The organism is Streptomyces sp. NPDC040622 (assembly GCF_055593965.1).
Genome location: NZ_JBVIXD010000004.1, coordinates 527,638 through 539,629, shown reverse-complemented (window position 1 = coordinate 539,629; position 11,992 = coordinate 527,638). Strand labels below are relative to the sequence as shown.

At 69.6% G+C, this 11,992-nt stretch carries 6 protein-coding genes, 1 tRNA gene and 2 pseudogenes; 4 read left to right on the top strand and 5 right to left on the bottom strand.

Annotated features, from left to right (window positions below):
• Nucleotide 1: 1 nt before the first annotated feature.
• The 4 genes from ACZ592_RS14045 to ACZ592_RS14030 form a co-directional block, all read right to left on the bottom strand.
• Entirely contained in the window at nucleotides 2-1,252 is a 1,251-nt protein-coding gene (locus tag ACZ592_RS14045; protein ID WP_471581766.1) for an OFA family MFS transporter, read from the bottom strand.
• Between the two features lie 123 nt (nucleotides 1,253-1,375).
• Nucleotides 1,376-3,529: an acetate--CoA ligase family protein gene (locus tag ACZ592_RS14040; protein WP_471581765.1), complete on the bottom strand. Its 2,154-nt coding sequence runs from the start codon at nucleotides 3,527-3,529 to the stop codon at nucleotides 1,376-1,378.
• 3 nt (nucleotides 3,530-3,532) lie between these two features.
• On the bottom strand, nucleotides 3,533-4,762 hold the full coding sequence (frc, locus tag ACZ592_RS14035) for a formyl-CoA transferase (protein WP_471581764.1): 1,230 nt from the start codon (nucleotides 4,760-4,762) through the stop codon (nucleotides 3,533-3,535).
• Between the two features lie 15 nt (nucleotides 4,763-4,777).
• The gene (locus tag ACZ592_RS14030) at nucleotides 4,778-6,463 is read right to left on the bottom strand and encodes a thiamine pyrophosphate-binding protein (RefSeq protein WP_471581763.1); all 1,686 of its coding nucleotides are present in this window, start codon (nucleotides 6,461-6,463) and stop codon (nucleotides 4,778-4,780) included.
• 195 nt (nucleotides 6,464-6,658) lie between these two features.
• On the opposite strand from ACZ592_RS14030, the pseudogene ACZ592_RS14025 reads away from it, so the two are divergent.
• The 3 genes and pseudogenes from ACZ592_RS14025 to ACZ592_RS14015 all read left to right on the top strand — a co-directional run.
• Nucleotides 6,659-7,534, top strand: a pseudogene (locus ACZ592_RS14025) (ATP-grasp domain-containing protein); the annotation flags it as partial.
• A 56-nt stretch (nucleotides 7,535-7,590) separates the two neighbouring features.
• Nucleotides 7,591-8,417 (top strand): annotated as a pseudogene (gene sucD, locus ACZ592_RS14020) (succinate--CoA ligase subunit alpha).
• A 298-nt stretch (nucleotides 8,418-8,715) separates the two neighbouring features.
• A complete protein-coding gene (locus tag ACZ592_RS14015; protein WP_471581762.1) occupies nucleotides 8,716-10,152 on the top strand; it encodes an aldehyde dehydrogenase family protein in 1,437 nt (478 codons plus the stop codon).
• A gap of 131 nt (nucleotides 10,153-10,283) precedes the next feature.
• On the opposite strand, the gene ACZ592_RS14010 is transcribed toward ACZ592_RS14015, so the two are convergent.
• A complete protein-coding gene (locus tag ACZ592_RS14010) occupies nucleotides 10,284-11,585 on the bottom strand; it encodes a DUF2254 domain-containing protein (protein ID WP_471581933.1) in 1,302 nt (433 codons plus the stop codon).
• 183 nt (nucleotides 11,586-11,768) lie between these two features.
• Here ACZ592_RS14010 and ACZ592_RS14005 point away from each other — a divergent pair.
• Nucleotides 11,769-11,856: transfer RNA gene (locus ACZ592_RS14005), tRNA-Leu, on the top strand.
• The last annotated feature ends 136 nt before the right edge of the window (nucleotides 11,857-11,992 follow it).

Genomic DNA, 11,992 nt, shown 5'->3' with positions numbered 1-11,992 from the left:
GTCAGGCCATCTCCTCACCGAGGGGTTGCGGATTGGGATTGATGCTCTTGGCGTTCGGTCTGCCGGGTTGCGACAGGAACAGCGCGGTGAATCCGGCGAACAGGGAAATCGAACCGGCCAGGGTGAATGCGTCCGTGTGGCCCCAGTTGCCGACCACCACGGCGCCCACGCCGGAACCGAGGAGCCCGGACACCAGCTTGGAGCTGTAGACCAGGCCGTAATTGGAGGCGTTGTTGTTCTCTCCGAAGTAGTCCGCGGTCATGGCCGCGAACATCGGGAAGATGGCGCCGCCACCGAACCCGGAGATGCTGGAGAAGATCAGGAAGAGCGGAAGGTTCTCGATCCCGGCGGACCAGAGGATCCCGTACTGCGAAAGGCCGAGGACGACGATGTCCACCTGAAAGGCGATGCCGAAGATGTTCACGCCCGGGGTGCACAGCAGGCAGAACCACATCAGCGCCACGCGGCCGGTCCGCCACGCTTCCTTGGGGGTGTACTGCCGCACGGCGGGCGGGTTCATCCGCAGGGCGCGCCGGGCCCGCGGGTCGTCCGGTGGCCGCAGCGGATCCACGTCCGCGGGCCACCAGTTCTTGGGCGGGTCCTGGAAGAAGTGCCCCGCCACGGCGACCATGGTCGCGAGCAGGATTCCGGCGGACACCAGGACCCAGCGGAAATTCGCGAGGTCCATGTATCCGGTGAAGAGGAAGACGAACGGCACAGAACCGTAGGCGAATCCGCCGTTGACGAACCCGGTCTTGCCGCCCTTCCGTTCCGGATACCACTTGCCGACCATGTTCACGCAGGTCGCGTAGACCATGCCGGCGCCCATACCGCTGAACATGCTGAAGCCGAGATAGGCGACGACCACATGCGGCGCGAAAGCCAGTGACAGATAGCCCAAGAGGGTGCCGACGGCACTGATCATCATCGCCCAGCGTGCCGGGAGTTTTCCGCTTTCCCGGAGCTTGCCCGCGGGGAAGGCCACCGCGGCCTGGAAGAAGACCCAGACACCCAGCATCCAGAAGATGTGCAGGCTGCTCCAGTGGTGCGCGGTGTGCAGGGTGTCCTCGGCGGAGGCGAACGCGTACTCGGCCGAACTGATGCCCATCATGCCCACCCACGGCAGGATGACCATCCACCTGCGCTTGCGGCCCATGATGTCGATGTCGCTCTCGCCGACCCGGTACACCCGGCCGTTGACGTCCCTCACCTCCCGGAACGGGACGGTCCTCGGTATGTCGGTCGTCGTCATGTCGCTCGGCACCCCTTGCGTCGGAAAGATCCTGGTCAGCGCCCCCTGTCTCGTCCCTTCCGCGTGCGCACGGGTCCGGGGGCCGACGGGCGCGCACCGCCGGCCGGCCCCGAACCTGTCACCTCATCGACCGCCCCCCAACAGCCCGGCGGCCCGTGCCCAGCGGTACTTCGCGCCGAGCGCGGCGACCGGCTTCTCCGTCGTGTAGGGGTACGCCACGACGCCCCGCTCAAAGAGGTACTGGCAGGCCTCCTCCACCTCGACGTCGCCCGCCAGGGACGCCACCACGGGCTTCTCGACGCCGCGCTCGCGGAACTCCGCGACCACGCGGGCCGTCAGCTCGGCGAAGACCATGGGAGGGGTGACGATGGTGTGCCAGTAGCCGAGCACGAGGGCATGGACGCGCGGGTCCTCCAGAGCGAGCCTGATCGTCGCCTCGTACGTCGAGGGCGGCTCGCCGCCCGTGATGTCCACGGGGTTGCCCGCGGCGCCGAAGGGCGGGATGAACGCCTGGAAGGCCGCGTCCAGGTCCTCGGGAATGTCCATCAGCCGCAGACCGTTGTCGGTCACGGCGTCGGAGAGCAGTACGCCCGAGCCGCCGGCGCCCGTGATGATGACGATGTTGTCGCCCCGCGGAGTCGGCAGGACCGGCAACGCGCGTGCGTACTCGAGCATTTCGTTGAGTCCGGGTGCCCGGATCACCCCAGCCTGCCGGAGGATGTCGTCGTACACGGCGTCGTCGCCCGCGAGCGCGCCCGTGTGGGATCCGGCGGCCTTCGCGCCGGCCGCGGTGCGTCCGGCCTTCAGGACCACGACCGGCTTCTTCGGAACGGTCGCGCGCGCCGCTTCCACGAAGGCGCGGCCGTCCTTGAGGTCCTCCAGGTGCATGGCGATGCACTGGGTGTTGGGGTCCTCGCCGAACCACGTCAGGAGGTCGTCCTCGTCCAGGTCCGCCTTGTTGCCGAGCCCGACGATCGCCGAAACACCTGTCTTCGTAGTGCGCGCGAAGCCGAGGATCGCCATGCCGATGCCGCCGGACTGGCTCGTCAGGGCGACCCCGCCCTTGACGTCGTAGGGGGTGCAGAACGTGGCGCACAGGTCCTGCCACGTCGAGTAGTAGCCGTAGATGTTGGGTCCGAGGAGCCGCACTCCGAGACGTTCGCCGATCTCGACGAGCTCTTCCTGGAGGGCGTGTTCGCCGGTCTCCGCGAACCCGGAGGGAATGAGGACCGCGTTGGGGATGCCCTTGCGGCCCACGTCCTCCAAGGCGGACGCGACGAACTTGGCGGGGATCGCGAAGACCGCCACATCCACCTCGCCGGGAACGTCCGTGACACTCTTGTACGCCTTGCGGCCCACGACGTCATCGGCCTTGGGATTCACCGGATGGATCTCTCCGGAGAAGCCGCCGTCGATGAGGTTACGCATCACCGAATTGCCTATCTTGCCCCGCTCGTTGGAGGCGCCGATGACGGCGACGGAGCGGGGCTGCATCAGCCGGCGCATCGATGCGAGCATCTGCGCGCGCGTGTAGGTGCGCCGGGTTGTGGGCGCTCCTTCGGAGAGGATGATCCGGATGTCCGCCGCGACGGCGCCGTGCGGTGTGGCGATGACCGGATTGAGGTCGACCTCGGCGATCTCCGGGAAGTCGGTCACCAGGTGGGACACCCGGCGGAGCTGTTCCGCGAGGGCCCACCGGTCCACCGGTTCCGCACCGCGCACCCCGCGCAGGATCTCCGCCGCCCTGATCGAGTCGAGCATCGAGAGGGCCTCGTCGGCGTCGACGGGTGCCAGGCGGAACGTGACGTCCTTGAGGACCTCCACGAGTACGCCGCCGAGCCCGAAGGCGACGACCTTCCCGAACGTCGGATCGGTCACCGCCCCCACGATGACCTCCTGGGACGACGGACCGCTCGGCAGCAGCTCCTGCACCTGGACGCCCTCGATGCGAGCCCCTGGTGCGTACGCGCGGGCGTTCTCGACGATCCGGTGGAAGGCCGCCCGCACCTCGGCAGAGCCCTCCACGCCGACGACCACGCCGCCCGCGTCGGTCTTGTGCAGGATGTCCGGGGAGACGATCTTCATGACGACGGGCCCGTCGAAGCGGGCGGCATGCGCCACGGCTCCGTCGACGTCGGTGGCCAGCTCCTCGCCCGGCACTGCTATGCCGTAGGCGTCCGCGATCACCTTGCCCTCGGGGGCGGTCAGCGCGGTACGCCCTTCGGCACGCACGGCGTCGAGGAGCGCACGCACCCTCAGCTGTCGGTCCTCGGCCATCACTCAGATCACCCCGTTCGACTTGAGCAGGCGCAGCTCCTCGTCACCGAGGCCGAGCTCGCCGATGAACACCTCTTCGTTGTGCTCGCCCAGCAGTGGTGAACTGACCACGTCCACGGGGGAGTCGGAGAGCTTCAGCGGGGAGCCGACCGTCGTGAAGGTGCCGCGCTCGGGGTGCGGGACCCGCACGACTATGTCGTTGGCCGCCAGGGACGCGTCCTCGATGATCTCCCTGGTGGAGAGGATCGGGCCGCAGGGGATGTTGTGGGCGTTGAGCCGCTCCAGGACCTCCCACTTGGGCAGGGTCGAGGACCACTCCTCGATCAGCTGGAACATCTTGCCGAGCTTGGGCAGGCGCGCCTGTGGAGTGGCCCAGTCGGGGTCCTGCGCCAGCTCCGGACGGCCGATGAGGTCGGTGATCGGCTGCCAGCCGACGGGCTGCACGATGACGTACACGTAGTCGTTCGGGCCGCCGGGGGCGCATTTGACGGCCCACCCGGGCTGTCCGCCGCCGGACGCGTTCCCGGAGCGCGGGACCTCGTCCCCGAAGTCCTCGTTGGGGTACTCCGCGAGCGGGCCGTGTGCGAGGCGCTGCTGGTCGCGCAGTTTCACCCGGCACAGGTTCAGCACGGCGTGCTGCATTGCCACGTTCACCCGTTGCCCGCGCCCTGTGGTCTCCCGCTGGAAGAGGGCGGCGAGGATCCCCGCGACGGCGTGGATGCCGGTTCCGGAGTCACCGATCTGGGCGCCGGTGGCCAGCGGTGGTCCGTCCTCGAACCCGGTGGTCGACATGGAGCCGCCCATCGCCTGGGCGACGACTTCGTAGGCCTTGAAGTTGGTGTAGGGGCCCTCTCCGAAGCCCTTGATCGAGGCGTAGACGATGCGTGGGTTGATCTCCTGGATGCGGTCCCAGGTGAAGCCCATGCGGTCCACGGCGCCCGGGCCGAAGTTCTCCACCATGACGTCGGATCGCCGGATCAGCTCCGTCAGGAGCTCCTTGCCGCGCTCGGACTTGGTGTTGAGAGTGATGCTCCGCTTGTTGCAGTTGAGCATGGTGAAGTACAGCGAGTCGACGTCGGGGAGATCGCGCAGCTGCTTGCGCGTGATGTCCCCCGAGGGCGCCTCCAGCTTCACGACGTCCGCGCCGAGCCAGGCGAGCAGCTGGGTGGCCGAGGGGCCGGACTGGACGTGCGTCATGTCGAGGACGCGAATGCCTTCAAGAGCCTTGGTCATGGCCGTCACGGCTCCTCACTTGTACATGGTCTGGTTCATGGTTCCGGGGGCGTACGCGTCCGGGTCGACCCAGACGTTGATCAGCGAGGGCTTGCCGGACTCGCGGGCGCGGCGCAGCGCGGGGCCGATGTCGGAGGGGTCGCGGACTTCTTCGCCGTGGCCGCCGAGCAGCTGGGCGAACTTGTCGTAGGGGACGTCCCCCAGGGTGTTGCCGATGCGCTCGCGCTCCTGGCCGTACTTGGCCCGCTGGCCGTATCGGATCTGGTTCATGGAGGAGTTGTTGCCGACGATCCCGACGAAGGGGAGGTCGTAGCGCACGAGCGTCTCGAAGTCCCAGCCGGTGAGGCTGAACGCGCCGTCTCCGAAGAGGGCCACTACTTCCTTGTCGGGCCTGGCCTGCTTGGCGGCGAGCACGAAGGGGATGCCGACGCCGAGCGTGCCGAGCGGTCCGGGGTCCATCCAGTGGCCGGGGGACTTGGGCTGGACGACCTGGCCGGAGAAGGTGACGATGTCGCCCCCGTCGCCGATGTAGACGGAGTCTTCGGTAAGGAAGTCGTTGATCTCGCTCACCAGTCGGTAGGGGTGGATGGGCGAGGCGTCGGACTTCAGGTGCGGCAGACGCTTCTCGACGGCGGACTGCTCGGCGGCGCGCAGCTCGTCGATCCACTCCTTGCGCCGGGAGGCGCCGCCGTTGATCCGTCCGGAGGCGGCCTCGGTGACCGACTTGAGGATGAGTCCGGCGTCGCCGACGATGCCGAGGTCGACATCCCGGTTCTTGCCGACGGTGCGGTAGTCGAGGTCGATCTGGACGACGGTGGCGTCCGGCGACAGGCGCTTCCCGTACCCCATGCGGAAGTCGAAGGGCGTCCCCACGATGACGATGAGGTCGGCGTTGGAGAAGGCGTAGCGGCGCGAGAGCTGGAAGTGGTGCGGATCCCCGGGCGCCAGCGTGCCGCGGCCCGCGCCGTTCATGTAGGCGGGCACGTTGAGGGTGCGGACGAGTTCCACCGCCGCCTCGGTGCCCCGCGTCGTCCACACCTGGCTGCCGAGCAGGATCGCGGGCCGCTCGGCGTGCACGAGGAGGTCGGCGAGTTTCTCGACGGCCTCCGGGTCGCCGGCCGAGCGGGTCGAGGCGCGGTACCGGCCCGCCTTGGGGACGCGCGCCTTGTCGGCCGGTACCTTGGCGTCGAGCACGTCACGGGGTATCTCGAGGAAGGACGGTCCCGGGGCGCCGTGGTAGCACTCGCGGAACGCCATGGACACCATGTCGGCGGCGCGCGCGGTGTCCGGCACCGTCGCGGCGAACTTGGTGATCGGCGTCATCATGTCGACGTGCGGCAGGTCCTGGAGCGACCCCATCTTGTGCTGTGTGTGGGCCCCTTGGCCGCCGATGAGCAGCATGGGTGACTCCGCGCGGAAGGCGTTCGCGACGCCGGTGACGGCGTCCGTCGTGCCGGGGCCGGCCGTCACCACCGCGCAGCCCGGCTTGCCCGTGATGCGCGCGTAGCCGTCGGCCGCGTGGGCGGCGACCTGTTCGTGGCGTACGTCGACGACGTCGATGCCCTCGTCGACGCAGCCGTCGTAGATGTCGATGATGTGGCCGCCGCAGAGGGTGTAGATGATCTCCACACCTTCCGCTTTGAGTGCCTTGGCGACCAGGTGTCCACCGGAGATGTCGTTCTGGCTGGTGTCGTCGGGCATGAAGTCCTGTCCCTTCGTAGGGGAGTCGGAGCGCGCTCGCACGGTTCGCGGGGCGCCCTCGCAGCAGATTGCATACAGTCGACGAATACTGTATGAAGCTTGTTATCCCGCATCCGGTGAGTGGTGTCCAGGGGGCGTGCGGCACTTTTCGTGATCCGGGGGCCGACCTCGGACAGACGCAGCGGTCAGGAGCCAGCCGGACGCTTCCTCGCGATCGCCTCCGCCGAGGGCGGCACGGAGATAGAGGAAGTGGTGGTGAGCCGCCCGGAGGCGGTGGCGCGCCTGCCGATCGTTCCGGCGGAAGGGGTGACACAGAAGAAGGCCGCCGAGATCGCGGCCGCCGCCGGTCTCCCACCCGAGACAGCCGACACACTGGTCAAACTCTGGCGCGTTCTGATCCATGAGGACGCCCTCCTCGTGGAGGTCGATCCGCTCGTCCGCACCGTCCGGGGCGAGATCCTCGCTCTGGACGGAAAGGTCACCCTGGACGACAGCGCCCGCTTCCGCCAGGAGCGCCGGGGCGTCGGTCAGGAGACGCACGACCAGGGACTGGAAGCGGCGGCCGCGGCCAAGGGCCTCAACTACGTGAAGCTCGAAGGCGAGGTCGGTGTCATCGGCAACGGCTCCGGACTCGTCATGTCGACGCTCGACGTGGTCGCCGGCTGCGGTGCCCGCCCCGCCAACTTCCTCGACATCGGAGGCGGCGCCTCCGCGCAGGTCATGGCGGACGCCCTCACCGTCGTCCTCGCCGATCCCGAGGTGAGGTCCGTCTTCGCGAACGTCTTCGTCGGCATCACCGCCTGCGACGCGGTGGCCGACGGCTTCGTCCGGGCCCTGGACTCCGTGCGGTTGACCAAGCCGATGGTGGTCCGCCTCGACGGCAACAACGCCGACCGCGGCCGTGCCATCCTCGACGGCGACAACGCCGACCGCGGCCGTGCCATCCTCGACGGCGACAACGCCGACCGCGGCCGTGCCATCCTCGACGGCCGCGCTCACCCCCTCCTACGGCAGGAGGCCACCATGGACGGCGCCGCCCGCCGCGCCGCCGACCTCGCCGACGCGCGTTAAGGAGCCAGGACATGGCGATCCAACTCACCAAGGAGAGCTAGGTCCTCGTCCAAGGCATGACCGGGGCCGTCGGGATGCTGCACACCCGCCGCATGCTCGCCGCGGGCACCGACATCGTCGGCGGCGTCAACCCCCGCAAGGCGGGCCGCACCGTCGGCTTCGACGACCGCGCCGTCCCCGTCCTCGGCTCGGTCCACGACGGCATGGCCGCCACGGGCGCCGACACCACCGTCGTCTTCGTGCCGCCCGCCTTCACCAAGGCCGCCGTCATCGACGCAGCCGACGCCGGCATCGGCCTCGCCGTCGTCATCACCGAAGGCGTCCCCGTCCACGACACCGTCGCCTTCCTCTCGTACGCGAAAGAGCGCGATACCCGTGTCATCGGCCCCAACTGCCCCGGCCTGATCACCCTCGGACAGTCCAACGCGGGCATCATCCCCGCAGACATCACCAAGCCGGGCCGTATCGGCCTGGTCTCGAAGTCCGGCACGCTCACCTACCAGCTCATGTACGAGCTGCGTGACATCGGCTTCTCCACCTACGTGGGAATCAGGGTGACCCCGTCGTCGGCACGACACGCATCGACTGCCTCGGGGCCTTCGAGGACGACCCCGACACCGAACTCGTCGTCCTCGTCGGAGAGATCGGCGGCGACGCCGAAGAACGCGCCGCCGCATACATCAAGGCATCCGTCACCAAGCCCGTCGTGGCCTACATCGCCGGATTCACCGCTCCCGAAGGCAAGACGATGGGTCACGCCGGTGCGATCGTCTCCGGCTCGTCGGGCACCGCCCAGGGGAAGAAGACGGCGCTGGAAGCCGACGGCGTACGCGTGGGCGACACCCCGACCGAAACGGCTCGGTTGGTGCTCGACCTGCTGTGACGCCCCACTCGCCCCACTCGCGCTGACGCCTCATCTGCTGCGACGCATCTTCCGCCGTACCTGCTGTACGCGCCGTACGCGCTGTTCCCCTGTGATGTCCCTCCCGCCCCGACCGTGCACCGTGAGCGGAGACAACCAGATGACACCTCGAAGCACGTCCTGAAGCGACCCCCGAGGCACCTCTCGAAACGCCCACCGGGACGCCCGCGTCCGCAAAGCCGGCACCGCCTGGGCCGATGCCTGGCAGCGCTGCCTCACCCTCGCACCCGAAGCCTTCCGCGACGACCGCACCCTGAACGTGTGGAACGGCACCTGGCACGCCGACGGCCGGCCCCTGCCCGCCACCAGCCCCGTCGACGGCACTCCCCTCGCGGGCCCGCCCCGACTCGACGCCACCACCGCCCGGCAGGCCGTGCGCGCCGCGCTCGACCAGCACCGCGCCTGGCGGCACGTCCCGCTGCCCGAACGCCGAGTCCGCGTCGCCGCGGCCCTGGACTCCCTTGCTCGGCACCGGGAGTTGCTCGCCCTCCTCCCCGTCCACGAGATCGGCAAGCCCTGGCGCCTCGCGCAGGCCGACGTCGACCGGGCCACCGACGGCGTGCGCTGGTACGTCGACGGCATCGAGCCGATGGTCGAGGGCAGGGCCCCGCTGGACGGTCCGATATCCAACATCGCGAGCTGGAACTACCCGATGAGCGTGCTCGTTCACACCATGCTGGTCCAGGCACTGGCAGGGAACGCGGTCATCGCCAAGACCCCGACCGACGGCGGCGTCGCCTGCCGCACCCTGGCCTGTGCCCTCGCCGCTCGCGAAGGACTTCCCGTCACCCTCGTCACCGGCAGTGGCGGCGAGCTGTCCGAAGCGCTCGTGCGCGCGCCCGAGATCGGCTGCGTCTCCTTCGTCGGCGGCCGCGACACGGGCGCCGCAGTGGCCACGGCCGTCGCCGACCTCGGCAAGCGGCACATCCTCGAACAGGAAGGACTGAACACCTGGGGCATCTGGAACTACAGCGACTGGGACGCGCTCGCCGCGCTCGTCCCCAAGCTCTTCGACTACGGCAAGCAGCGCTGCACCGCGTACCCGCGCTTCGTCGTCCAGCGCACCCTCTTCGACGAGTTCCTCGCCGCCTACCTGCCGGCGGTCCGTACCGTGCGCGTCGGGCACCCGCTCGCGGTCGCTCACCCCGAAGACCCGTTCCCCGACCTCGACTTCGGTCCGCTGATCAACGCGGCCAAGGCCAAGGAGCTCACCGACCAGGTCGCCGAGGCCGTCGACCGGGGCGCCGTCCCGCTGTACCGCGGTGCCCAGGACGCGTCCCGCTTCCTGCCGGGACAGGACACGGACGCGTACGTCCACCCGGTCACGCTCCTCAACCCGCCACCGTCCTCGCCGCTGCACCACGCGGAGCCGTTCGGCCCCGTCGACACGATCGTCCTGGTCGACACCGAGGCCGAACTGCTCGCGGCCATGAACGCGTCCAACGGCGCGCTCGTCGCCACGCTCTCCACCGACGACCCGGCCACGTACGCACGCCTCGCGCCGCAGATCCGTGCCTTCAAGACCGGGCGGGGCACGCCACGCTCACGCGGTGACCGCGACGAGCTCTTCGGCGGCCTCGGCGCGTCCTGGCGCGGCGCGTTCGTGGGTGGCGAGCTGCTGGTGCGCGCAGTCACGCGGGGACCCACGGGTGAACTGCCGCCGGGCAACTTCCCGAACCCGCACCACAGGGTGTGACGGTCCCGCAGTCCTCTGCTCCGCAGACCCGCGCACCGGGGCCCATGCACCGGGGGCCCGTGCACCGTGGGCCCATGCACCGGGGGCCCGTGCCCATCGGTCTCCGTGTCCCGCCGGCTCGCACGCGTGACTCACCCGATGCCCTGCCGGTCCGGCAGCAGCGCGAACGCGCGGTCTGCCGCCTCCGGCACCGAGCGCTCCACGGCCTGGGCGAGGAGCTCCCGGTGCCGGAGCAGCGGTTCGCGCCGCTCTTCCGGCACGAGCAGCAGAAGATCGTCGAGCCCGGCCAGCATGCGCCGGGACACCTGAGGGTTCCCGACCGCGCACCCTCTGATCTCGGCGAACCCGAGATCGACGAGGGCGGTCCAGTCCGGCACGGACTGGACCAGCCGCATCTGCCCGCGCCGGTCGCGGTGCCCGAGCGCGCCCAGCGGGTAGGGGGCGATCGACGCCAGGAACTGCACGATGCGGTCGAGGGCCTGCACCGCGGTCGTCGGATCGTTCACCGCGGGGGACAGGGCCCGCAGCGCGATGTCGGACAGCTGCCGCAACCCGAAGCCGAGGTCTTGGTGGAAGGTCCGCTCGACCCCCACGAAGACGGTGCAGCCGAGTGCGCGCCGGGAGGGTGCCGCCCCGCCGTGCACCGTGAAGACGGGGGTCCCCGGCACCACGAAGTCCCCGATCCGCGGGATCAGCCGCAGCACGACCCCCTGCCGCCGGGCCGCCCGCACGGCGCGCGCGATGTGCACGTCCCGCAGCACGCCCGCGCGGCCCTGATGAGTGACCCGGGCGGTCTCCGGACCGAGCCGTTCCGTGTCGACCGGGAGTTCCACGGGCTGCTTCACGGCGACCCGGAACGACTCGCGGGCGATCCGGTCGATCACGAAGCCGATCCGCATCATCCGGACCGTCCCGTTCACGTAGGCCACGAAGAGGAGCAGGCTCAGCAGCACCATGATCATCGCGAGTACCGACTCGACCAACGGCACGCTCGTCAGGAGGCGGGGATCCCGCTCGCTGTCGAACGACGTGAGCGTCATCAGGGAGAAGAGGAACGTCGCCATGAACCCGGTGAGCGTGATCTTGGTGATGCGGGACCGCACGTACAGCCGCACCACCCGGGGACTGAACTGCCCGCTGGCCATCTGCACCGCGACCAGCGAGATGCTGAAGACGACACCGATGAAGGTCATCATGGCGCTGCCGATGGTGCTGATCACCGCCTTGGCATCGTCGGCGATCCCCATCAGATCCTTGATCTGGTCGTACTCGCCCGCGTCCCGCAGGGCCGAGACGATCTGCGTGTCCAGCTCCGCGGCGACCCACCACAGGAGCAGGGACCCCAGGAGCCCCACGGTCGGCGCGAACCACATGGTGTCCCGCAGGTGCTCCCGCAGGGGAGACAGCAACCTGGGACCCCGGCGCGCCTTCATGTCGCCGAGCGCGCCAGTGGCTCCGGTCATCAACCCGTCACTCATGGTGAGACTCTAGGCGGGGTGGGGCGGGCGGTCGCGCATCCCACGGTCGGCGAGCGGATACGCAGGTGAAAGACACTCCGAAACCTTGGTATTGTTGTCCATGTCGCCGCGGGGAACACCCGCGACGGCAGACACCTAGTCCGGGTGGCGGAATGGCAGACGCGCTAGCTTGAGGTGCTAGTGCCCTTTATCGGGCGTGGGGGTTCAAGTCCCCCCTCGGACACCAGCAGGGACCCCAGTGATCTGGGGTCCTTTTGCGTTGTGTGCCCGTCCCGGGGGGGGCCCGGGGGGGGGGGGGGGAAAAGGGGGGGGGGGGGGGGGGGGGGGGGGGGAGGGGGGGGGGGGGTTGTTTTCCTCCCCAA